The organism is Saccharothrix sp. CCNWYY140, assembly GCF_037401995.1.
Lineage (GTDB): Bacteria > Actinomycetota > Actinomycetes > Mycobacteriales > Pseudonocardiaceae > Actinosynnema.
This window is the reverse complement of sequence record NZ_JBBEGC010000078.1, coordinates 1-22,499: the sequence shown is the minus strand read 5'-3', so window position 1 is coordinate 22,499 and position 22,499 is coordinate 1. Positions and strand designations below refer to the sequence as shown.

Genomic DNA, 22,499 nt, shown 5'->3' with positions numbered 1-22,499 from the left:
CTACTCTGCCCGACGCCGACCGACGGTCACCGATCGACCACGCTCAGTGGAAGGTGTGCTCCGGCCCGGGGAACTGGTGGCCCTTGACCTCGGCCGCGAACTCGCGTGCCGCGCCCAGCATGACGTCGGCCATGTTGGCGTACCGCTTGACGAACTTGGGGGCCTTGCCCCGCCGCAGCCCCAGCATGTCCTGCCACACCAGCACCTGGGCGTCGGTGTCCGGACCGGCGCCGATGCCGACGGTCGGGATGGAGAGGTCGTGCGTGATCTGCTTGGCCACCTCGGCCGTCACCATCTCCAGCACGACCGCGAACGCCCCGGCCTCCTGCACCGCGTGCGCGTCGGCCACCACGGCGTCGAACGCGTCGTTGCGGCCCTGCACCCGGTAGCCACCCATCTGGTGCTCACTCTGCGGGGTGAACCCGATGTGCGCCATGACGGGGATGCCCGCCCGCACGATGGCCTCGATGTGCGGCGCGAAGTGCCGGCCGCCCTCCAGCTTGACCGCGTGCGCGCGGCCTTCCTTCATGAACCGGACCGCGGTCGCGACGGCCTGCTCGACCGACACCTGGTAGGAGCCGAAGGGCAGGTCGGCCACGACCAGCGCCCGCTTCACCGACTGGGTGACGCTGCGGACCAGCGGGATGAGCTCGTCGACGGTGACGGGCAGGGTGGTGTCGTACCCGTAGACGTTGTTCGACGCGGAGTCGCCGACAAGCAGCACGGGGATGCCGGCCTCGTCGAAGAGCTCGGCGGTGTACATGTCGTAGGCGGTGAGCATGGGCCACGGCTCGCCGCGTTCCTTCAGCTCACGCAAGTGGTGGATGCGGACCTTCTTCGCCGGTCCCGCCGGGGCCTTGGCGGCTCCGGTGCCGTAGGGCGCGGTTACCTCGGCAGAGGTCATCGTCGACCGTCCTCCCTCGAAGCCCGCTCCGTCGCGGGTCTCCGGGCCTTGTTGCACGGTTACCCGGACAGCGTGACACCGGAACCCGACGTTGTGCGCGGTGTGCGAGTGACCTCACACCCGGCTGACCTCACACCCCGGGCAGCGCCTTGAGCACGGCCAGGGCCACGGCGTCCGGCCGGTCCACCGGGACCATGTGCCGACTGCCCGGTACCAGCACGTTCGTGCCCCACGGCACCTGCCCGGCCAGCGCCAGGTGCTCGGGGAACACCCGCCGCCCGGCCGTGAGCACGGTGAACGGCACGTGCGGCAGCGGGCGGAACGCGCGCAGCCGCTCCAGCGCGGCCACCTGCCCGGGGTAGGAGGCCAGCTCGTCCAGCACGGCCCGCGTCACCGAGGGCCGCCCGTACACCCGCCGCACCTGCTCCGGGTCGGCCCGGTCGGCACGTCCCAGCGTGGACCCGGTCACCGCCCACCGCCGCAGCCGCAGCCCGTGCCGCGCGACCAGCCCGTCCAGCCCCAGCCGCAGCACGCACCGCGCGACCAGGGCGGACACGTCGAACGGGCGTCCCGCGCCGGGCACCTCGGGGTCCGGGTCGACCAGCACCACCCCGCTCACCCGATCGGGTCGCAGCCGCGCCCAGGCCTCCACGTGCAGTGCCGCCATCGAGTGCCCGACCAGCACCACGTCCGGCACACCGGCCAGCACCGCGTCCAGCACGGCGACCTCCCGGGCGAGGGTGGCCGGCGCCAACGCGGGACCGCTGTCCCCGGTGCCGGGCCGGTCGTAGACGAGCACCTGGGTGCGCGGGGCGAGCAGCGCCACCACGGCGTCCCAGTCGAACCAGGCCGCGCCCAACCCGCCCGCGAGCACGACCGCCGGTCCGCTCCCGACACGCCCGGTGGCCTGGACATGCACGTCCCCGGCCAGTGAGGCGATCATGGTGCGCAAGGCTCTCCTCGGAGGTGTGGTCGTGGCGGTCACCGGCTGGAAGTGGCGCGCGGCGGGCGTCGTGGCGACGGTCGTGCAGCTCGCGGGGCTGGCGTCCCTCCTCCTGCTGGTGGTCGACGAGGAGTCCGACCTCGCCGCGGGCGTCTTCATCGTGGCCTACTGGCTGGGCCTGCCGGTGGACGCCAACCTGTTCATCGCGCTGGTGCTGCTGGTGCTGGGCGCGGCGGCGCGGCGGCGCAAGCAGGCCGCCCTGTGGACGCTGCTGCTGTTCGAGGCGCTCGGCCTGGGCGTGACGCTGGTGGTGCTGCTGGTCTACGTGGTCGACCCGAGCGAGTTCATGGGCCTGGACGAGCCGGGCGTGGACTGGGTGCAGGTCGCCACCTTCATCGGCGGCGGCGCGCTGGCGTCCGCGGCGATCCTGGTGTTCCTGTGGTCGCTGCGGCCCGCGTTCCCCGCCCGGCTGGTGCACGGGGCGTGGCGGCAGGCGCTCACGCTGTTCGTGGCCGGGATGGTGCTGGCGTGCCTGGTCGGCTGGGGCGTGACGGAGGTCTTCCCGGGCACGCTCCTCGACTGGTGGGAGAAGTTCCTGTGGGCGGCCAACCAGGTCACCGGCGAGGTGCTGCCGCTGGGCCGGGCCGGGGTCGGCGAGGGTCCGGCGTGGCTGAGCGTGGTGCTGGGCCTGGCGGGCACGCTGGTCGCGATCGCCGCCCTGTACGTGTTCTTCCGCGGCGAGCGGTCCAGCCGGTTGCTCAACGACACCGAGGAACTGGGCGTGCGGCGGCTGCTGGCCGCGCACGGCGAACCCGACTCGCTGGGCTACTTCGCGACCCGCCGCGACAAGTCCGCGGTCTTCGCCGAGAACGGCCGCGCCGCCCTGACCTACCGGGTGTTCGCCGGCACGACCCTGGCCAGCGGCGATCCCGTCGGCGACGAGGACGCGTGGCCGCTGGCCGTGGCCGCGTGGCTCGCCGAAGCGCGCCGGTACGGGTGGATGCCCGGTGTCCTGGGCGCGAGCGAACGCGGCGCTCACGTCTATGCGGCGGCCGGGCTCAAGGCGCTGGAGATCGGCGACGAGGCCGTGCTGGACGTCCGCGAGTTCAGCCTCGCCGGCCCCGAGCGGCGGGCCGTGCGGCAGGCGGTGAGCCGCGTCGAGCGCGCCGGCTACACCGCCCGCGTCCGGCGGCACGCGGAGATCCCGCCGGAGGAGATGGCGGCCCTGCTCGACCTGGCGCAGCGGTGGCGCGGCGCGGAGACCGAACGCGGGTTCTCGATGGCCCTGGGCCGGCTGGGCGACCCGACCGACGGCCGGTGCGTGATGGTCGAGGCCTACGACGCCGGCGGCGACCTGCGCGGCCTGCTGTCGTTCGTGCCGTGGGGCCGCCGAGGGGTGTCGCTGGACCTCATGCGCCGCGACCGGTCCGCGGAGAACGGCCTCAACGAGTACATGGTCGCCTCCCTCGCCGACGCCGCCGGCCGCCTGGGCGTGCAGCGCATCTCGCTGAACTTCGCCATGTTCCGCGCGGTGTTCGAGGAGGGCGAGAAGATCGGCGCGGGGCCGGTGCTGCGGGCGTGGCGGCGGGTGCTCAGCCTGGCGTCGAGGTTCTTCCAGCTGGAGTCGCTCTACCGGTCCAACGCCAAGTACCACCCGGACTGGGTGCCCCGGTTCCTGTGCTACGCCCGGACCCGCCACCTGCCCCGCGTGAGCATCGCCGCCGGCATCGCCGAGGGTTTCGTGCCGAACCTGCGCTCGCTGTTCAAGCGCGGCTCCGACCGGGCGCTGCACCACGCGAACGCCGGGGCGGGCTTCGCCGCCGCCGTCGCCGAGATCGACGCCCTGAAGGTCGAACCCAAGCAGGTCCGCCGCCCCGAACAGGTCCGCGTCCGCATCGCCAAGCTCGACCGCCTGCGCGAGGAGGGCATCGACCCGTACCCGGTGGACTTCCCGCGCGACTGCCTGCTGTCCGAGGTCCCCGACCGGTTCGGCGAGACCCTGTCCGTGACCGGCCGCGTGATCGCCCTGCGCGAGCTGGGCGGGCTGTGCTTCGCGCGGGTCAAGGACGCGAGCGGCGAGCTCCAGTTGATGCTGGACACGGAACACCTGGGGGAGCGGGGCTTGGCCGCGTTCAAGGCGGGCGTGGACTTGGGCGACCACGTCGGCGTGCGCGGCGAGGTGACCAGGTCGCGGCGCGGCGAGCTGTCCGTCCTGGCCGACTCCTGGACCGTCACCGCGAAGTGCCTGCACCCGTTGCCGGACAAGCGCAAGGGCCTGGCCGACCCCGAGTCCCGGGTCCGCCGCAGGTACCTGGACCTGGTGGTGAACCCGGATTCGGCGCGGATGCTGCGGGTGCGCAGCGACGTGGTGCGCGGCATCCGGGACTTCCTGCACGCCCGCGGGTACCTGGAAGTCGAGACACCGATGCTCCAGACCGTCCACGGCGGGGCGAACGCGAGGCCGTTCGTCACCCACATCAACGCCTACGACATGCGGATGTACCTGCGCATCGCGCCCGAGCTGTACCTGAAGCGCTTGTGCGTGGCGGGCGTGGACCGGGTGTTCGAGCTGAACCGCAACTTCCGCAACGAGGGCGCGGACGCCACCCACAACCCCGAGTTCACGATGCTGGAGGCGTACCAGGCGTACGCCGACTACACCACCATGCTGCACCTCATGCGCGAGCTGGTGCAGCACGCGGCCGTCGCGGCCCACGGGAAGCAGGTGGCCGTGCGGGACGGGGAGGAGGTGGACATCTCGGGGGAGTGGCCGGTCGTCCCGGTGCACACGGCGGTGTCCCGCGCTTTGGATGTCGAAGTCACCGCCGACACCTCGGTGGAGGAACTTCGTACTTTGCTCGCCGCGCAAGGCATCCACGTGGAAGACGACCTGGACCACGGCCAGGTGGTCCTGGAGGCCTACGACAAGCTGGTCGAGCCGAGGACCGTCGAACCCACCTTCTACACCGACTTCCCGACCTCGGTCTCCCCGCTGACCCGGCAGCACCGCACCGACCCCCGCCTCGCCGAACGCTGGGACCTGGTGGCGTTCGGGGCGGAGATCGGCACGGCGTACTCGGAGCTGACCGACCCGCTTGAGCAGCGGCGACGGCTGGAGGCCCAGTCCCTCAAGGCGGCCAGCGGTGACGTCGAGGCGATGGAGTTGGACGAGGACTTCCTGAACGCCCTGGAACACGGGATGCCCCCGACGGGCGGCCTGGGGATGGGCGTGGACCGGGTGCTGATGATGCTCACCGGCACGTCCATCCGCCAGACCGTCCTGTTCCCGTTCGTCCGCCCGACTTAGACCTGCCCGACCTAGACCTGCTTCGTGGGGAGGACCATGATCTGCCGCAGGTTGACGTGCCGGGCGCGGCTGGTCGCGTAGGCCACCACGTCGGCCACCTCCGCCGCCGTCAGCCGGCCGACGCCGTCGAACCACGCGGTCAGTTCATCGACCACCTGCGTGTTGTCCACATGGGACGCCAGCTCGCTCTCCGTCAACCCCGGCTCCACGTTGGTCACCCGCACGCCCAGCGGGCCGAACTCGGTGCGCAGGTTGGCCGACAGGTGCGTCACCGCCGCCTTGGTGGCCGTGTAGACGGAGAAGTTCGGGAAGGTCAGGTGGGCGCCGACCGAGGAGATGTTCACCAGGTCCGCCGTGCCGCCCTCCGCGGCTGCGGCGGTCAGGTCCTTGGTGAAGGCGTGGACCACGTTCAGGACACCGGTGATGTTGGTGTCGATCATCCGGCGCCACTCGTCGGTGCGGCCGGCGTCGATCGGGTTGGCCAGCATGACGCCCGCGTTGTTGACGACCAGGTCCACGCGGCCGAAGGCGTCCTGGACGGCGGCGGCGGTCGCGGTCAGGTCACCGGTGACGTCCGCGGTCACCGCGAGCGCTTGCCCGCCTTCGGCCTTGATCTTGTCGGCGATGTCGGCGAGCCGGTCGCCGCGTCGGGCCAGCAGGGCGACCCGGGCACCGGACCGGGCCAGGACGAGGGCGATCTCCGCGCCGATGCCACTGGCGGCGCCGGTGACCACGGCGGTGCGGTTGGTGAGGTCGTATGTCATGACCACGACACTGGCCCCCTTTCGGGCGGTGACCGGAGGCCGCGGTTTTCCCTAGGTCTGGCAGGACCAGGATCAGCCCGCTCGGGTTGGCCATACTGGAACTCGTGAACCACGACCTGGGCGAGTTCCTCCGCACCCGCCGGGCGCGGGTCCGGCCGGACGACGTGGGGTTGCCCGGCGGTGGCCGGCGACGGGTCCCGGGGCTGCGCCGGGAGGAGTTGGCGCTGCTGGCGGGCGTGAGCGTGGACTACTACATGCGCCTGGAACAGGGCCGCACCCCGAGCGTGTCGGACTCGGTGCTGGACGCGGTGGCGCGCGTGCTGCGGCTCGACGAGACCGAACGCGCCCACCTGCGCAACCTGGTCCGCCCGCACCGGCCCCGCAAGCACGTGCCGCAGCGCATCCGCCCCGGCCTGCGCCGCCTGCTGGACATGATGGAGCACACGCCGGCGTTCGTCCTGGGCCGCCGCACCGACGTGCTGGCGTGGAACGCCCTCGCCGACGCCCTCTACAACTTCGGCGCGCTCACCCCGGACATGTTCAACGCCGCCCGCCACGCCTTCCTGGACCCCGACGCCCGCCGCTTCTACCGCGACTGGCCGACCGTCGCCGCCGACACCGTCGCCGTCCTGCGCCTGGACGCGGGCCGCCACCCCGACGACCCGCGGCTGGCCGCGCTGGTGGGGGAGCTGTCGATGAAGGACGAGACGTTCCGGACGCTGTGGGCGCAGCACGCCGTGCTGGAGAAGACGCACGGGTCGAAGCTGTTCCACCACCCGGTCGTGGGCGACCTGGACCTGGACTACGAGATGCTGGCCCTGCCCGGCGACCCCGATGTGAACCTCGCGGTGTACACGGCCAAGGAGGGCTCGCCGACCGAGGAACGCTTGCGCTTGCTCGCCAGCTGGGCCGCCTCCGTGGACGCCTGACGGCGGCCTCCGGCCCCCGTCTCCATTGTCCCACGGGGGTACGACAAATCGCGGTGGGCGACCCAGCGCCCGCCGCGTCACCGGTGACGTGGGCCACATCGTGTCACGGGCGGTGCTGTGCTCGGTGTCTCCAGGGCGAAGTGCCCGAGACACCAGGAGAATCGCCATGCACCTCGCGCTGTGGATCGTCGCCGGCCTGCTCGCTCTCGCCTTCGTCGCGGGCGGCACCGTCAAGCTGGCCATGTCGAAGGAGAGGATCTACGCGACCGGGCACAGCGGGCACTGGGTCGAGGACTGGAGCGCCGGCGGGGTGAAGGCCATCGGGGCGCTGGAGGTCCTGGGCGGGCTCGGGCTGGTCCTGCCCGCCCTGGTCGGGATCGCGACCGGGCTCGTGCCGGTGGCCGGGGTCGGGCTGGGCGTGATCATGGTCGGGGCGGCGGTCACCCGGTTCCGGCGGGGCGAGGTCAAGCTGGTCGCGGTGGACTTCGTCTACCTGGCCCTGCTCGCCTTCGTGGTGTGGGGCCGGTTCGTGGTCGAGCCCTTCACCGGGTGAGCGCTCAGATCCGCAGGCCCAGCCGCCGGGACAGCTCCGCCGCCTGTTCGTCGGTGACCAGCGTGAAGATCGAGTCGTAGCCGCGGCCGGGTTCCCGGTCGAACAGCACGTCCCGGAAGTTCCGCCCGTCGCCGGGGGCCAGTTCGTACACCGCGAACGACGCCGCGATGTGGTCGAGGTACTCGTCGGACTGGTGCTCGGCGCCGACCGTCACCGCGCGGCCGTTCACCTCGAACTCCAGCACGTCGTCCCGCGACCCGTCCTCGAACTCGCCCTCCCGCAGCCGGACACCGGTGACGGTGACCGCGCCACCGGTCAGCGCGGTGGCCCGTTCCAGCACGTCCGCGTAGGACTCCTCCAGGTCGTCCACGTCGTCGGCGTGCACCGACACCGCCGCGCCGAACTCCTCCAGCGCGCACGCCACCGAATAGGCGTCCATCGGGCCGTCGTCGTAGGCGGCGTACTTGTCCAGCACCACCCGGGCGTGCTCGGGCGTCACCAGACCCACGTCCACCAGGGCGGCGGCTACGTCGTCGAAAGTCGTCATCGGTGCGGAGCCTACGGTCTAGTGCAGCTTCAGACCGAGGTGGTCCTCCAGGGTGCGGGCCTGCTCGGGGGTGGCCAGCACCAGGATCGTGTCGCGACCGGTACCGCCGTCGAAGTCGACGTAGTGGAACGTCCGCGAGTCGTCGGGGGCCAGGGCGTCCACGGCGTCGGTCGCCGCGAGGTGGTCCACGTACCGGTCGGAGCGGTGTTCGGCGTCGACCGTGACGCGCCGGCCGTTCACCGCGAACTCCAGCACGTCGTCCCGGACGCCGTCGGAGGAGAACTCGCCCTCGCGCAGCTCGACGTCGGACACGGTGACCGCGCCACCGGTCAGCGCGGCGGCCCGGTCGAGCAGGAACGCGTAGGCGCCGACCAGGTCACCGACGTCGTCGACGGGCACCGACACGGCCGCGCCGAAGTCCTCCAACGCGCACGCCACCGCGGGCGGGTCGAGGTGCTCGTCGAGGCGGTCGGCGGACCGGTCCAGCACCGCGCGCACCCGTTCCTGGGTGAGCAGGCCGGCGTCCAGCAGGGCGAAGGCGACGTGTTTGTAGGTGATCATCGCCCTCGGACTCTACGAGCAGCGCTTGCCCTGCGCGGGCAGTTTGAGGTCGATCAGGTAGTCGTCGCCGATCGGGTCCACGCACTCGTTGCCCTGCAAGTAGACCGTGTGCTGGTTGCCCTCGTAGGTCAGCAGCCCGCCGCCCAGCGCCTTGGCCAGGTTGACGCCCGCCTCGTACGGGGTCGCCGGGTCGCCGGTCGTGGAGATCACCAGCACCGGCGGCAGGCCCGACACCGGCTTGGGCTGCTCCACGGTCGGCGGCACGGGCCAGAACGCGCACGCGTCCAGCGCGCCCACCGGCGGGTTGCCGTCGTCCAGGAACGGGGCCGCGGCCTTGTACCGGCGGGCCACGTCGTCCAGCACCGCCCGGTCGGTCACCCGCGGCTCGTCGACGCACTTGATCGCGGTGAACGCGTCGGTGATGGTCGAGTACTTGCCCTCGCGGTCGCGGTCGAAGTACGCGTCGGCCAGGCTCAGCAGCACCTCGCCGCTGTTGTTCTTCAGCTCGGTCAGGCCCGAGTTCAGCGGCGACCACAGCTCTTCGCTGTACATGGCCTGGATCGCGCCGGTGATGGCGTCGTTGTAGGACAGCTTGCGGTCGCCCACGTCCACCGGCCGCTGCACCAGCGGCAGGGTCAGGTCCCGGAACACCTTGCTGGCCTGCGAAGGGTCCTTGCCCAGCGCGCAGTCCTGCCGCCGGGCGCACCACTGCGCGAAGGCGTCGAACGCCTGCTGGAACCCGGCGGCCTGCGCGATCAGCGACTCCACCTGGTTCTGCGTCGGGTCGACCGCGCCGTCGAGCACCAGGGCCCGCACGTTGGCCGGGAACGCCGACGCGTACTGGGCGCCGATGTGGGTGCCGTACGAGTAGCCCAGGTAGGTGAGCTTCTCGTCGCCCAGCGCCGAGCGCATGACGTCCAGGTCCCGCACGACGTCCCGGGTGCCGACGTTGGCCAGGAAGTCCGCGCCGGTCGTGGCCGCGCACTTCTCGGCGTAGGTCTTGTTCTCCGCCTCGGTCTGCTGCACGCCGGCGGGGGAGGTGTCGACGTCGGTGTCGAGGCGTTCGACGTCCCGCTCGGCGTCGGTCAGGCACCGGACCTGCGGCTGGCTCGCGCCCACGCCGCGCGGGTCGAAGCCCACGAGGTCGAACCGCTCGCCCAACGCGGTGTCCCGCACGGCTCCGGCCAGGCTCGCCGCGGCCGACATGCCGGACCCGCCCGGACCGCCCGGGTTGATGATCAGCGACCCGATCCGGTCGCCGGACGCCTTTTGCCGCAGCAGCCCGACCGTGATGGTCTTGCCGCTCGGGTCGGCGTAGTTCAAGGGCACTTCGAGGCGCGCGCACTCGATGTTCTTCTTGTTGCGGTACTGGCCGCGGGTGGTGGCGGTGGTCGCGTACCCGGAGCAGTCCTCCCACCCGAGCTGCTGCCCGTAGAACCGCTCCAGGCCCGAGGGCACGGTCCCGGCCGGTCCGCGCTGCTCCAGGACCGTCCCCGGAGTGGGTGAACCCGTCACCACCGTCGTGCAGGACGCCAGCACGGGCACGGCGAGCAAGAGCATCAAGGAACGGCGCACACCCACGATCGTAGGTGTGACTCGTCGGCCACAACGTCCACCGCTCGTGCGCCGCGTGAGCGAGAATGCCGTCATGCCTCAGCTCCGACTCGCCCTCGCCCAGGTCAACGCCTGTGTCGGTGACCTGGCGGGCAACGCCGAACTGGTCGTCGAGTGGTCCCGCAAGGCCGTCGAGGCGGGCGCCCACCTCGTCGTGTTCCCCGAGATGGTCCTCACCGGCTACCCGGTGGAGGACCTGGCGCTGCGCGAGTCCTTCGCGGCGGCCTCCCGGCGCGCCCTGGTCGAGCTGGCCCGGCGGCTGGACGACGCGGGCGCCGGCGGCCTGCCGGTCTACGTCGGCTACCTCGACCGCGACGAGCGGGGCATGCGCAACGCCGCCGCCGTGCTGCACGGCGGCGAGGTCGTCGCGCGGCAGTTCAAGCACCACCTGCCCAACTACGGCGTGTTCGACGAGCGCCGCTACTTCACGCCCGGCGACACGCTGGACGTCGTCCGGCTGCACGGCGTCGAGATCGGCATGGTGATCTGCGAGGACCTGTGGCAGGACGGCGGTCCGATCGCCGCCCTGGGCGCGGCCGGCGTGGACCTGGTCGTCTCGCCCAACGCCTCCCCGTACGAGCGCAACAAGGACGACCTGCGGCTGCCGCTGGTCGCGCGCCGGGCGGCCGAGGCCAAGGCCCCGCTGGCCTACGTGAACACCGTCGGCGGGCAGGACGAGCTGGTGTTCGACGGCGACACGATCGTGGTCGGCGCGGACGGCGAGCTGCTGACCCGCGCGCCGCAGTTCGTGGAGCACCTGGTGGTGCTGGACCTGGACCTGCCCGGTGGCGCGTCCCGCGCGGCCGGGGAGTTCGAGGGCTTCGAGGTCCGCCGCCTGGTGCTCTCGGAGGACCCGCTGCCCGCCTACGAGCCGCTGCCCGCGCCGCAGGCCGCCGAGCCGCTGTCCGACGAGGCCGAGGTGTGGCACGCCCTGGTCACCGGGCTGCGCGACTACGTGCACAAGAACGGGTTCCGGTCGGTGGTGCTGGGCCTGTCCGGTGGCATCGACTCGGCGGTCGTCGCGGCGCTGGCGGTGGACGCCCTGGGCGCGGACTCGGTGCACTGCGTGTCCATGCCTTCGGTGTACTCGTCGGACCACTCGAAGTCCGACGCGTACGACCTGGCCCAGCGGACCGGCGTGAACTACTCGGTGCAGCCGATCGCCGACATGGTCCGCGTGTTCGTCGACCAGCTGGGGCTGACCGGGCTGGCGGAGGAGAACGTGCAGGCCCGGTGCCGCGGCATCGCGCTGATGGGCCTGTCCAACCAGCACGGGCACCTGGTGCTGGCGACCGGCAACAAGAGCGAGCTGGCGGTGGGGTACTCGACCATCTACGGCGACGCGGTGGGCGGGTTCGCGCCGATCAAGGACGTGCTCAAGACCCTGGTGTGGGACCTGGCGCGGTGGCGCAACGCCCAGGCGGAGAAGCTGGGCGAGCAGCCGCCGATCCCGGAGAACTCGATCAGCAAGCCGCCCTCGGCGGAGCTGCGGCCGGGCCAGGTGGACACCGACTCGCTGCCGGACTACGACCTGCTGGACTCGCTGCTGGACGACTACGTCGAGGGCGACAAGGGCTACCACGACCTGATCGAGATGGGCTTCGACCACGACCTGGTGGACCGCGTGCTGCGCATGGTCGACAAGGCGGAGTACAAGCGCCGCCAGTACCCGCCGGGCACGAAGATCACCTTGAAGGCCTTCGGCCGCGACCGCCGGCTGCCCATCACCAACGGGTGGCGCGAGGGCTGACCGACCCGGGACCGCGGCCGGCCGCCCCCAACGGCTGCCGGCCGCGCTCTCCCGCTCGCTACCCCGTCCTCGGCCCTGCCCGCTCTCTCACTCGCCGCCCTGCCCGCTCGCCTTATGCGGTCGCGGTGGTGCCCGTGGCCGTGGGGCGCGGGGTCGCCGCGCTCGCGGCACGCCCCTCGGTGACCGCCCCGGCGACGCTCACCACGCCCAGCACCACCAGGGCGATCCCGAGCAACCAAGCCAGCGCCACCGCGCTCGACAGCGGCGCGACCAGCACCACGATCCCGGCGACCAGCGTCACCACGCCGGAGAACACCTCCCACCCGCTGGCCCCGAAGCCGTGGAAGACCTCCGCGACCCCGCCGACCACCCAGGTGGCGCCGAGGATCAGCGCGAGCACTGCGACCGTCTGGAACGGCGCCCGCAGCGCGAGGATGCCGCCGAGCAGCGCGAGCAGCCCGGCCACGCCCACCAGCACCCGGTAACCGCCGCCGCGGGTGTGCGCGGTGAACGAGCCGACCAGCCAGAACACCCCCGTCACCAGCAGTTGGACGCCGAACAGCACGGCCGCCGCCAGCAACGTGATCCCCGGCCACACCAGCACCGCGACCCCGATGGCCACGGTCACCACCCCGAACGTGATCCGCAACGCCTTCGCCCGGCCCAGCAGCGCCAGGGTCCCGTCGTCCGCCCCGAAGTGCGCCATCCCACCCACTCCCTCGAACGTGGCCGATCCGCCACCCCGAGCCTGTTCCCGGAGTCGGCGTCGCGCAGCGCGGAACCCGTACCTCACCCGCCCGAGTGATCGCCCGGCCCGCTCATGACCCGGATCACATTCCATCTCCACCGTTGGAGTTGACCACTACCGTGGTCGCCAACGACTCGGTTGGAGATTTCATGTCCGCCACAGCACAACCGTCCACCGACACGAGGCTGGTCCGACCGCCCGTGGTCGTGGGCGTGCTCATCACCGCCGCGGTCCTGGCGATCGCGCAGCTCTACCTGACCGTCCCCCTGCTGCCCGGCATCGCGGCCCGCCACTCGGTGTCCCTGACCACCGCCGCCTGGGTGGGCGGCGGGTTCGGCTTCGCGTTCGCCCTGGGCAACCTGTTCTTCGGCACGGCCTCCGACCGCTACGACCGCCGCCACGTCATGGCCGTCGGCCTCACCCTCGGCGCGGTGACCTGCGTCGTCGCCGGCGCGGCCGACTCCTTCGGTCCCCTGCTGACCGCCCGCGTGGCGGAGGGCTTCCTGGCGGCGGCGGTCCCGGCGGTCTCCCTGGCCTACACCGCAGAGGTCCTGCCTCCCGCTCGCCGGGCGGTCGGCGTGACCGCCGTGTCCAGCTCGTTCCTGCTGGCGGGTCTGGTCGGCCAGGCCTACGCCCTGGGCGTGGACCGCGCCGCCGGTCCCCGCTGGGTCTTCTGGCTGCTGGTCCCGCTGCTGCTGGCCACGGCGTTCGCCCTGACCCGCCTGCCCGCCGTCCCCCGCCGCACCGGCGCACCGTGGCGCGCGTTCGGCCGGCTCCTGCGCACCCCGGCCCTGCTGATCGCCTACCCCGGCGCCCTGACCCTGCTGCTCACGTTCGTCGGCATGTACACCGCGCTCAGCGCGACGGTCGGCGAGCGCTACGGCATCCACGACGCCGGCACGCTCCTCCTGCTGCGCCTGCCCGGCCTGCCCGGCATCGTGCTGGGCGCGTTCGCCGGTCCCCTGATCGCGCGCCACGGCCCGCACCGGGTCGCGGTGTCCGCCCTGCTCACGGCGGCGCTCGGCCTGGGCGTCGAGGCGGTGGCCGGCGGGATCGCCGGTGTGCTGGTGGGCAGCGCGGTGTTCGTGGCGGGCCTGGCGGTGGCGATCCCGGCGCTGGTGGCGGTCGTCGGCCAGGCGTCGGGCGAGGCACGCGGCGCGGGCCTGGCCGGTTACGCGTTCCTGGTCGGCCTCGGCGGCGGCATCAGCCCGGTCCTGGTCGCGGCACTGCTGCCGGCGGGCTTCGCCGTGGTCTGCGCGGTGCTCGCGGCGGTGCTGGTCGTCGCCGCGACCGTCCTGGTCTGGGGCGCCAAGCGCGCTTGAGAGACGCTCAGCGCGTCGCGGCCATCCGGCGTGCGGCCTCCACCAGGGCCGCGCGCCGGGCGTCGTGGTCCTCCACGCCGGTCACCAGGCGAGCGATCTGGGGCACCGCCACCCACCACGCCGCCAGGGCCATGTTCATGAACATCAACTCGGCCGCGCCCAGCCCGTCGTCGATCGAGCCCGCGTCCTGGGCCGACCGGACGGCCGCCACCTTGCGCGCGTAGTGCGCCCGCCGGCCCTCCTCGTCGGCCACCGGCCCCGACCCGTGGGCGAGCGCCTCCCACTGCAACAACCGCACCAGGTGCGGGTTGGCCAGGTGGTAGTCGTAGCACCGCCCCGCGTGCTCACCGAGGTCGTCCGACGAGGTCAGGGGCACGGCCGCCGCGATCTTGGCCAGCTCGTCGGACAGGACGGTCTGGAACAACCGCTCCTTGTCGCCGAAGTAGTTGTAGAGCCGCTCCTTGTTGATCCCGGCGCGCGCGGCGATGCGTTCCATGCGCGTCCCGGCCGGGCCGTGCGCGGCGAACTCGACGACCGCGGCCTCCAACAGCCGCCTACGCGTCTCCTCGGTGTTCCACGCCACGGCCGGATGATATCCAACCCGACCGTTGCCTCCCGGGCAGCAGCAGCGACAGCACCGCGCCCACACCGCACACCACGGCCGTGATCAAGAAGATCTCGTGGTACTCGGTGAGCAGCGCGTCCACCAGCGCCCGCTGGTAGGCCTCCGCCCGCCGCTGGAACTCCGCCGGCTCCACCCCGAACGGCAGCGGCGTGTCCAACCCGGCGGTCAGCTCCCGGAACCGGTGCAGGCCCCACGCCGACAGCGCCGCCACGCCGACCAGCATCCCGGTCATCCGCGCCACGACCACCGCCGCCGACGCCACCCCGTGCTGCGCCGCGGGCACCACCCGCAGCACCGCCGACGACACCGGCGCGATCACCAACCCGAGCCCGAACCCGGCCACCGCCAGGTCCCGGGACACCACGAACCCGCCCACATCCGCCGGCCACCGCGCGATCAGCACGTAAGCGACCCCGGCGACCACCAACCCGGCGAACGACACCCACCGGTCACCGACCCGCGCCGCCAACCAGCCGCCGACCAGCGCACCGACCGGCAACGCGATCAGGAAGCGCGCCAGCAACGCCACCGCCGAAGCCGAGTCCAGCCGCAACACCGTCTGAGCGAACAGCTCGACGTCCACCAACGTCACCATCAGCGCCGCACCGGCCGCCAACGACACCCCGAGCGTCGCCAGGAACGGTCGGACCGGCACCGAGGACAGGTCCAGCAGCCGCACCGACGACCGCCGCTCCCACCACACGAACCCGAAGAACACCACCGCCGACGCACCCAGCACCGGCCACCCCCAGGGCGGCAGCACGGCGTGCTCCGGATCGGGGTTGTAGAGCCCCACCACCAGCAACGACAGCGACAACGCCAACAACGCCCCGCCGACCACGTCGACCCGCACGTGCGACCGACCCCCACCGGGCACGGTCCGGTGCACCACCAACGCCGCCACCAGCGCCAACGGCAGGTTCACCCAGAACACCCACCGCCAGCTCTGCGGCTCCCACGACTCGAACACCGACCAGGCGTTGAACAGGGACGTCACGCCCACCCCGTACAGGGTGCCGAGCACGCTCCCCAGCTCCTGCGCCGCACCGACGACCCCCAGCGCGCCGGCCCGCCGCCGCGCCTCCCACAGGTCGCCGACCAGCGCCATCGTCACCGGCAGCAGCGCCCCACCGGCCAACCCCTGCACCACCCGCCCCGCGACCAGCAGCGGCAGGTCGTCCGCCAGCGCCGTGACCGCCGAGCCGAGCGCGAACCCGGCCAGGCACAGGTGCAGCACCAGCCGCCGCCCGAACCGGTCCGACAGCTGCCCCAGCAGCGGCATCCCGGCCACGTACCCGAGCAGGTACCCGGTCACCACCGGCGTGGCCCGCTCCAGCTTGTTCACCGGGATGCCCAGGTCGCGCACCATGTCCACGAGCACGCCGACCACGACGTACGCGTCCAGCGCGCCGAGCAGGACCGCGACGGCGCCCGCGCCGATCGCCAGGCGGCGGGAGGTCACTTCGGCGGTTCGACGGTGAAGGACTTGTTGAAGTCCGACAGCGCCACGGTGACCTTCGCGCCGCTGGGCAGCGCGAACACGGCGTTGGTCAGCTTGTCGTCCTTCACCGAGAAGGTCGCCTTCACGTCCGCCCCGATGCCCGGCACCAGCCCGCCCACAACGTCCTTGGGCACGGTCGCCTCGACCACGGTCACCCCGCCGTCGCTGCTCACGGTCTTGGCGTCCTTGGCGCTGGACAGGACCTTCGCCACGCCCTTGTCCGGGTTCAGGATCGCCGTCGGGTCGTACACCTGGCCGGCCAGCGCCGCGGGCAGCCGGGTGAACCCGCCCGTCGGCCCCTTGAAGTACAGGTCCGACTCCACCAGCACGTACTCGACCTCGAGCAGCTGCCCGAACTGGTCGACCTTCGCCCGGCCCTTCGAGTCACCCGCGGAGTTCAGGTCGCCCTCGGCGTCCTTCACGGTCACGTTCGGCAGTTCGCCGTCCACCTTGATCGTGAAGTGGGTGCTGGTCACCGACCGCATGGCCGCGGCGGCCTTGTCGAGCACCTCGGCTCCCGCCGGCAGGTCCCCGGAGGACGACGTGCACCCGGCCAGCAGCAATGCGAGCGCGCCTACCAGGACGCGGCGACGGAACATACCCGGAATGGTAGATCCACCCGCCTCGCACCTAGGCTTCGTCACATGAACCGCCAGCAGGAGTTCGTCCTCCGCACCCTTGAGGAACGGGACATCCGGTTCGTCCGGCTCTGGTTCACCGACGTCCTCGGCTTCCTCAAGTCGGTCGCGGTGGCGCCCGCCGAGCTCGAAGGCGCCTTCAGCGAGGGCATCGGCTTCGACGGCTCCGCCATCGAGGGCTTCGCGCGGGTCTACGAGTCGGACATGGTCGCCAAGCCCGACCCGTCCACCTTCCAGGTGCTGCCCTGGAAGACCCCGGACAACAACCACTACTCGGCCCGCATGTTCTGCGACATCGCGATGCCCGACGGCTCCCCGTCGTGGGCCGACCCCCGGCACGTCCTGCGCCGCACCCTGGCCAAGGCCAGCGAGGCGGGCTTCACCTGCTACGTCCACCCGGAGATGGAGTTCTTCCTGCTGAAGAACCTCCCCGACGACGGCAGCGAGCCCCTCCCAGCCGACAACGGCGGCTTCTTCGACCAGACCAGCCACGAGACCGCGACCCACTTCCGCCGCCACGCCATCGAGGCGCTGGAGGCGATGGGCATCTCGGTCGAGTTCAGCCACCACGAGGGCGCGCCCGGCCAGCAGGAGATCGACCTGCGCTACGCCGACGCCCTGACGATGGCCGACAACGTCATGACCTTCCGGTACGTGGTGAAGGAGGTCGCGATCACGCAGGGCGTGCGCGCGAGCTTCATGCCCAAGCCGTTCTCCGACCAGCCCGGCTCCGGCATGCACACCCACGTGAGCCTGTTCGAGGGCGACCAGAACGCGTTCTACGACCCCGAGGACCCCTACCAGCTGTCCGACACCGGCAAGGCGTTCGTCGCCGGCCTGCTCAAGCACGCCCGCGAGATCTCCGGCGTCACCAACCAGTGGGTCAACTCCTACAAGCGGCTCATCGTCGGCGGCGAGGCCCCGACCGCCGTGTGCTGGGGCCACGCCAACCGGTCCGCGCTGGTCCGCGTCCCGATGTACTCGCCGGGCAAGTCGTCCTCGCGCCGGGTGGAGATCCGGTCGCTGGACTCGGCGTGCAACCCGTACCTGGCCTACGCCGTGATCCTCGCCGCCGGCCTCAAGGGCGTCGAGAAGGGCTACGAGCTGCCCCCGGCCGCCGAGGACGACGTGTGGTCGCTCACCGACCGCGAACGCCGGGCCGCCGGGTACGACAACCTGCCGCAGAACCTGGGCGAGGCGCTGACCGAGATGGAGAACTCCGAGCTGCTCGCCGAGGCGCTGGGCGAACACGTGTACGACTACTTCCTGCGCAACAAGCGCAACGAGTGGGACCAGTACCGGCGCAGCGTCACGCCCTACGAGCTCCGAACGCTCCTGCCGGTCCTGTGAGGGAACAACCCGTGCGGGTGGTCCACACCGGGCACTCGGAGAAGCTAGGTTTGCAGACCGTGACCGAGGTGCCCGCGAGTTCGGAAGCCCTTCCCCGGTTGATCGCGTGCACGGTGGCCACGGCCGCCGAGCTGCCGGCGGTCAAGGTGCTGTCGAACTCCTTCCTGGCCAACCACCCGGAGGCGCGGTTCCTCGCGCTGGTCGTCGACGCCCTCCCGGAGAACTCGGGACCGGGCCTGATCACGCCCGCCGACCTGGGCGTGACCCCGACCGAACTGGCCGAACTCGCCACCGGCTGCACCGCCGCGCAACTGTGCGGCCTGCTGCGCCCGAGGCTGCTGGAGCAACTCCTGGGCCAGGGCCTGCCGGTCCTCTACCTGGCCCCGTGGACCCAGGTCCTGGGCCCGCTGACCGACCAGCTCCTGACCGCCGTCCGCCAGGGCCCCCTGGTCCTGCTCCCGCGCGCCCTGCGCCCCCTCCCGGACGACGGCCTGCGCCCCACCCCGGCGGAACTGCTGGAAACCGGCGTCTTCGACCCGGGCTTCCTGGCGGTCGCCCCCGGCGCCGAACCGTTCCTCCGCTCCCTGGAGGAACAGCTCCGCCGCACCCCCGACGCCACCAAGGCCGTGCTCGACATGGCCCCGGCCCTGGTCAGCCTGCACGTCCTCCGCGACGCCACCATCGGCCTGTCCGCGTGGAACGCCGGCCAACGCGACCTCCACCGCCGCGCCGACGGCACCCTGACGGTGCTGGGCGAACCCCTCCGCACAGTCCACTTCGAGGGCTTCGACCCCCGCCGCCCGTGGCTCCTGTCCGCGGACTTCGCCACCCGCCCCAGGGTGTTGTTGTCCGAACACCGCGAACTGGCCGAACTCTGCACGAGCTACCGAGCCGACCTGGTCAAACGCGGCTGGAGCCAGCAATCCCAGGTCCCCTACGGCTTCGGCCGCCTGGAAGACGGCACCCCCATCCCGGACCCCCTGCGCACCGCCTACCGCGAGGCGTCCCGCAAAACCCCGGGCTCGGTCTTCAACCCGACCCACCACGTCCGCGACACCTCACCCGCCCCCGCCGCCGCGCCCGCCAAGCCCGCCGAGCACCTCAAGCCCGCCGAACCGGAATTGTCAGACCCCGGTGAGACAATGGAAGCGGGGGCCGGCGGCCACCCGTCGCCGACAAAACCGCAGGTCAACGGCACTCCGGTCGCACCACCGACCGACCAGCCCGCCACCGGAGCCACGCCACCCGCCGCCGGTGCCACACCCGGTGCCGCCAAGCCCGCCGCCGCCAAGCTCGCCGCCGCCAAGCCCGGCACCGCCAAGCCCGGCACCGCCAAGCCCGGCACCGCCAAGCCCGGCACCGCCAAGCCCGGCACCGCCACACCTGCTGGCGGCGCCCCGCCGGAGCACCAGCCCCACCCCGCCCCGGCGTTCGGCCCGGACGGCGGCGCGGCGTTCCTCGCCTGGGCCTGCGAACCGGCAGACAGCCTCCCCGGCAGCACCCGCTGGTCCGCCGCCCTGTGGCAAGGCGACCAAGCCCTCCAAACCCAGTTCCCCGACCCGTTCGGCGCCGACGCCGCCGCCTACCGCGACTGGTGCGCCGGCCCCGGCGTCGCCTCCGGCCGGCTGCCCGTCCCCGCCGTCCCCAGCGCCCGCGCCGACGCCCCCGCCCTGCTCGACCAGCTCGGCGTCTCCGTCCTCGGCACCGGCCCGATCGCCGACCTCCTGCACGCCGCCGCCCGCGCGTCCGGCCTGCCCATGTCCACCGGCCTCGGCTACCCGGTCGTCGTCCGCGTCGACGACACCCCCGTCCCCGCCGGCCGGCACGTCGTCGACTACCGGCTCGACACCGGCGCCTCGCCCGACGCGCACGAGCTGTGGGTGCCGTCCGAGACCACCCGCGCCGCCGTCGAACGCCCCGGCGGGCCGACCGTGCGCGTCCTCCCGCTGCCGGTCCTCGACGGAGAACCCCACGACGAGCACGAGGGCGTCGTCCTCGGAGCGCTCGCCGACCACGCCATCGACCGCGAGGGCAACGTCCTCGGCGCGGTCTCCGCGTTCCTCGCCGCCTTCCCCGACCGCAACGACGTCACGCTGCGCATCGAGGTCTCCCACGCCGACGACCACCCCGAAGCCGCCGAACGCCTGCGCCTGGCCACCGCCGCCGACCCGCGCATCGAACTCGTGGACGACCTCGGCCCGGTCGACTGCCTGGTCTCCCTGCACCGCGGCAGCGGCGACCGCGTCACCCGCGCCCTCGCCGCGCACGCCGCCCGGGGCATCCCGCTGCTGGTCGCCGACCACGGCGCCGTGACCGAGCTGTTCGACAAGCAGTCCGTGGTCTTCGTGCCGTGCCGCCAGGGCGTCGAACCGGACGGGCAGGCCGCCGCCAAGCTGCTGCGCGCGCTCGCCGACGACCTGCCCGCCGCCCGCGCCATCGGCGAGAAGGGCCGCGCCCGCCTGGCCACCCGCAGCGTCGCCCGCGTCGGCGACCTCATGCGCGAACGCGTCGAGCACGCCTACCGCACCTGGCGCTCCCGCCGCGCCGCCACCCGCACCAGCCCGGCCGTCGACCCGATGAAGGCGTTGCACTCGGCGAAGCACGCCCTGCTGCGCCAACCCGACGTCGGCACGGCCAGCCGCACGCCGATGGCACCGCAACTGCGCAAGATGGTCTTGCGCGTGCTCGACCACTACGACAACCACATGCGCGACGTCCTCAACTCCCTCGTCGATGGCGTCGAGCGCACGGTGTCCGAGCTGGTGCGCCGCCAGGACGAGCTGACCACCGGCGTCGGCCTCGGCGAACTCGAAGTGCTGCGCGCCGAGATCGAGGAGCACGTCGAGCGCCAAGGCCAGCTCGCCGACCAGTTGCTCGGCCTGGACGACGGCGTGGTCCGGGTGCGCGCCGACATGGCCGGCCAGGGCCGGCGGGTCCGCGACATCGAGGACGCCGTCGTCGCCGAAGCCGCCAAGCGCGCGAAGCAGGGTGACGCGCTCGCGCAGCGCATCGACAAGCTCGCCGTCGCGCTGGAACGCACGCTCGACCGGATCGACACGCTCGAGTCGAAGGTCGTCGAGGTCATCCGCGACCGCGACCACCGGCTCGACGCCGGCCTGCGCGCCGCCAACCAGGCCCAGCAGACCGCCGACGCCCTGCGCCGGGTCGTCGTGCGCGAACACGAGCGGCACGGCGAGGCGGTGCCGGACGTGCGCAGCTCGCTGGTGCTGACCGAGGTCGGCCTGCTGCGGCTGCCCTCCGACGACGCCTTCATGCTGCCGATGCTGTCCAGCAACGGGGTGTGGGAGAGCGAGCTGTCCGAGCTGATCGACTCGGTCGTGGAGCCGGACGGGATCTTCCTCGACGTCGGCGCGTACGTCGGCTACCAGACCGTGCGGATGCTCAGCCGGTTCGGCACCGGCGGCGCGGTGGTCGCGGTCGAGCCGTGCCCGTCCGCGCGCGAGTTGCTGCTGCACAACGTCGCCGTGAACCTGCCCGAGCGCGTGGCCGACCGGCTGGTCGTGGTGGACGCGGCGGCGTGGGAGAGCGTCGGCGAACTGGCGACGCAGCCCGCGTTGACCGGCGGCGTGTCCGTCGCGCCGCTGGCCCCCGACGCGCCGGAGGACGCGCCGCGCGTGCGGTCGGCCCGGCTCGACAAGGAGCTGGAGGCCGTGCCCGCGTTGCAGGGCATGAAGCTGTCCGTCGTCCGGGTGGACGCGCCGGGTCGCGGTCACCGGGCGTTGGCCGGACTGGTGCGCCTGCTGCGCCGGGATCGCCCGCACGTGTTCCTGGAGTTCTCGGCGACGGCCACGGAGAGCCTCGGCGACGACCCGGTGACGGTGCTCAAGGAGTTCCGCATCTGGGGCTACGACCTGGTGCCGGTCGCGACCCGCGAGGCCGCGTCGCCGGAGCAGATCGTGGCGGCGATGGAGGGGCTGCGGACCATCTCGCTGTGGCTGCGACCGCGTCCGGTGCAGGCCAAGCCGGCGGCCCCGCAGGTCGCCGTGCCGGTCCGCGAGCCGTCCGCGGACCCCGCTACAGCCCGCTGACCAGGCGATTTGACTTCGGGCGTGGTCATGAGTAACTTTTACCGAGTCGCCAGCAAGACCCCGGAACGAGCGGTTGACACCGCGAATCGGGCCGGGTAGAGTTCTGCGGCGTCACTCCCGGAAGCGAACAAGTGGTCTAGAAGGCCGCCTCGGTTCCACGGAGAAAACAAGCAAACTGAATGCGAAGCGAGTTTGGCGCGGAGCGAAGAGACCGGAAACGGCCGATTTGACACCGCGAAAACGAACGAGCTAAGCTTCAAACACAAGCGAAACACAAAGCCCCGGAATGAACCGCGGTAAGACGCGGAACACGATGGTGAGCGCGTGTTCTTTGAGAACTCAACAGCGTGCCGAATAGCCAGTAAATTTATGAACCTCGTCAAGAGGTTTCCTT

General features: G+C 72.4%; 17 protein-coding genes. 7 read left to right on the top strand and 10 right to left on the bottom strand.

Annotated features, from left to right (window positions below; genetic code table 11):
- Nucleotides 1-43 precede the first annotated feature (43 nt).
- Both panB and WBN91_RS27470 read right to left on the bottom strand, forming a co-directional pair.
- Nucleotides 44-904, bottom strand: coding sequence for a 3-methyl-2-oxobutanoate hydroxymethyltransferase (gene panB, locus WBN91_RS27475; protein WP_337727307.1), 861 nt, complete (start codon nt 902-904; stop codon nt 44-46).
- Nucleotides 905-1,034: 130 nt separating this feature from the next.
- Nucleotides 1,035-1,847 (bottom strand): alpha/beta fold hydrolase, encoded by an 813-nt coding sequence (locus WBN91_RS27470; protein ID WP_337727308.1) that lies wholly within the window; start codon nt 1,845-1,847, stop codon nt 1,035-1,037.
- On the opposite strand from WBN91_RS27470, the gene lysX reads away from it, so the two are divergent.
- Entirely contained in the window at nt 1,846-5,154 is a 3,309-nt protein-coding gene (gene lysX, locus WBN91_RS27465; protein ID WP_337727309.1) for a bifunctional lysylphosphatidylglycerol synthetase/lysine--tRNA ligase LysX, read from the top strand. The two genes, WBN91_RS27470 and lysX, sit on opposite strands and share 2 nt — an antisense overlap.
- Before the next feature lie 11 nt (nt 5,155-5,165).
- Here lysX and WBN91_RS27460 read toward each other — a convergent pair whose 3' ends face one another.
- The gene (locus WBN91_RS27460) at nt 5,166-5,918 is read right to left on the bottom strand and encodes an SDR family oxidoreductase (protein WP_337727310.1); all 753 of its coding nucleotides are present in this window, start codon (nt 5,916-5,918) and stop codon (nt 5,166-5,168) included.
- A gap of 104 nt (nt 5,919-6,022) precedes the next feature.
- On the opposite strand from WBN91_RS27460, the gene WBN91_RS27455 reads away from it, so the two are divergent.
- Both WBN91_RS27455 and WBN91_RS27450 read left to right on the top strand, forming a co-directional pair.
- Nucleotides 6,023-6,847, top strand: a complete 825-nt coding sequence (locus WBN91_RS27455; protein ID WP_337727311.1) for a helix-turn-helix transcriptional regulator — start codon at nt 6,023-6,025, stop codon at nt 6,845-6,847.
- Between the two features lie 166 nt (nt 6,848-7,013).
- Nucleotides 7,014-7,400, top strand: a complete 387-nt coding sequence (locus WBN91_RS27450; RefSeq protein WP_337727312.1) for a DoxX family protein — start codon at nt 7,014-7,016, stop codon at nt 7,398-7,400.
- Between the two features lie 4 nt (nt 7,401-7,404).
- Here WBN91_RS27450 and WBN91_RS27445 read toward each other — a convergent pair whose 3' ends face one another.
- Genes WBN91_RS27445 through WBN91_RS27435 form a run of 3 tightly spaced genes read right to left on the bottom strand, consistent with a single transcriptional unit; the run spans nt 7,405 to nt 10,068 of the window.
- Entirely contained in the window at nt 7,405-7,947 is a 543-nt protein-coding gene (locus WBN91_RS27445; protein WP_337727313.1) for a hypothetical protein, read from the bottom strand.
- A gap of 18 nt (nt 7,948-7,965) precedes the next feature.
- Nucleotides 7,966-8,508: a hypothetical protein gene (locus tag WBN91_RS27440; RefSeq protein ID WP_337727314.1), complete on the bottom strand. Its 543-nt coding sequence runs from the start codon at nt 8,506-8,508 to the stop codon at nt 7,966-7,968.
- Nucleotides 8,509-8,520: 12 nt separating this feature from the next.
- Nucleotides 8,521-10,068 (bottom strand): alpha/beta hydrolase, encoded by a 1,548-nt coding sequence (locus tag WBN91_RS27435; protein WP_443217811.1) that lies wholly within the window; start codon nt 10,066-10,068, stop codon nt 8,521-8,523.
- Between the two features lie 88 nt (nt 10,069-10,156).
- Here WBN91_RS27435 and WBN91_RS27430 point away from each other — a divergent pair, with 88 nt between their 5' ends.
- Nucleotides 10,157-11,872, top strand: a complete 1,716-nt coding sequence (locus WBN91_RS27430; RefSeq protein ID WP_337727316.1) for an NAD+ synthase — start codon at nt 10,157-10,159, stop codon at nt 11,870-11,872.
- A gap of 112 nt (nt 11,873-11,984) precedes the next feature.
- Here the strand turns inward: WBN91_RS27430 and WBN91_RS27425 are convergent, their stop codons facing one another.
- A complete protein-coding gene (locus WBN91_RS27425; protein ID WP_337727317.1) occupies nt 11,985-12,578 on the bottom strand; it encodes an HdeD family acid-resistance protein in 594 nt (197 codons plus the stop codon).
- A 191-nt stretch (nt 12,579-12,769) separates the two neighbouring features.
- On the opposite strand from WBN91_RS27425, the gene WBN91_RS27420 reads away from it, so the two are divergent.
- The gene (locus WBN91_RS27420) at nt 12,770-13,942 is read left to right on the top strand and encodes an MFS transporter (protein ID WP_337727318.1); all 1,173 of its coding nucleotides are present in this window, start codon (nt 12,770-12,772) and stop codon (nt 13,940-13,942) included.
- 7 nt (nt 13,943-13,949) lie between these two features.
- Here the strand turns inward: WBN91_RS27420 and WBN91_RS27415 are convergent, their stop codons facing one another.
- The 3 genes from WBN91_RS27415 to WBN91_RS27405 are packed head-to-tail and all read right to left on the bottom strand — an operon-like array spanning nt 13,950 to nt 16,667.
- Nucleotides 13,950-14,525, bottom strand: coding sequence for a TetR family transcriptional regulator (locus tag WBN91_RS27415; protein WP_337727319.1), 576 nt, complete (start codon nt 14,523-14,525; stop codon nt 13,950-13,952).
- Entirely contained in the window at nt 14,497-16,029 is a 1,533-nt protein-coding gene (locus WBN91_RS27410) for an MFS transporter (protein WP_337727320.1), read from the bottom strand. Before WBN91_RS27410 ends, WBN91_RS27415 begins: the two co-directional genes overlap by 29 nt.
- On the bottom strand, nt 16,026-16,667 hold the full coding sequence (locus WBN91_RS27405; RefSeq protein ID WP_337727321.1) for an LppX_LprAFG lipoprotein: 642 nt from the start codon (nt 16,665-16,667) through the stop codon (nt 16,026-16,028). The genes WBN91_RS27410 and WBN91_RS27405 overlap by 4 nt, the downstream gene beginning before the upstream one ends.
- A 45-nt stretch (nt 16,668-16,712) precedes the next feature.
- On the opposite strand from WBN91_RS27405, the gene glnA reads away from it, so the two are divergent.
- Together glnA and WBN91_RS27395 are read left to right on the top strand one after the other, a co-directional pair.
- Complete coding sequence (gene glnA / locus WBN91_RS27400) at nt 16,713-18,056, top strand: type I glutamate--ammonia ligase (RefSeq protein WP_337727322.1); 1,344 nt, start codon at nt 16,713-16,715, stop codon at nt 18,054-18,056.
- Between the two features lie 11 nt (nt 18,057-18,067).
- The gene (locus WBN91_RS27395) at nt 18,068-22,105 is read left to right on the top strand and encodes an FkbM family methyltransferase (protein ID WP_337727323.1); all 4,038 of its coding nucleotides are present in this window, start codon (nt 18,068-18,070) and stop codon (nt 22,103-22,105) included.
- Nucleotides 22,106-22,499: the final 394 nt, after the last annotated feature.

Coding starts and splice junctions, on each gene's coding strand:
- panB (WP_337727307.1), bottom strand. CDS start 904: ATGACCTCTGCCGAGGTAACCGCGCCCTACGGCACCGGAGCCGCCAAG.
- WBN91_RS27420 (WP_337727318.1), top strand. CDS start 12,770: ATGTCCGCCACAGCACAACCGTCCACCGACACGAGGCTGGTCCGACCG.
- WBN91_RS27470 (WP_337727308.1), bottom strand. CDS start 1,847: ATGATCGCCTCACTGGCCGGGGACGTGCATGTCCAGGCCACCGGGCGT.
- WBN91_RS27460 (WP_337727310.1), bottom strand. CDS start 5,918: ATGACATACGACCTCACCAACCGCACCGCCGTGGTCACCGGCGCCGCC.
- WBN91_RS27435 (WP_443217811.1), bottom strand. CDS start 10,068: ATGCTCTTGCTCGCCGTGCCCGTGCTGGCGTCCTGCACGACGGTGGTG.
- WBN91_RS27430 (WP_337727316.1), top strand. CDS start 10,157: ATGCCTCAGCTCCGACTCGCCCTCGCCCAGGTCAACGCCTGTGTCGGT.
- lysX (WP_337727309.1), top strand. CDS start 1,846: ATGGTGCGCAAGGCTCTCCTCGGAGGTGTGGTCGTGGCGGTCACCGGC.
- WBN91_RS27425 (WP_337727317.1), bottom strand. CDS start 12,578: ATGGCGCACTTCGGGGCGGACGACGGGACCCTGGCGCTGCTGGGCCGG.
- WBN91_RS27440 (WP_337727314.1), bottom strand. CDS start 8,508: ATGATCACCTACAAACACGTCGCCTTCGCCCTGCTGGACGCCGGCCTG.
- glnA (WP_337727322.1), top strand. CDS start 16,713: ATGAACCGCCAGCAGGAGTTCGTCCTCCGCACCCTTGAGGAACGGGAC.
- WBN91_RS27445 (WP_337727313.1), bottom strand. CDS start 7,947: ATGACGACTTTCGACGACGTAGCCGCCGCCCTGGTGGACGTGGGTCTG.
- WBN91_RS27450 (WP_337727312.1), top strand. CDS start 7,014: ATGCACCTCGCGCTGTGGATCGTCGCCGGCCTGCTCGCTCTCGCCTTC.
- WBN91_RS27405 (WP_337727321.1), bottom strand. CDS start 16,667: ATGTTCCGTCGCCGCGTCCTGGTAGGCGCGCTCGCATTGCTGCTGGCC.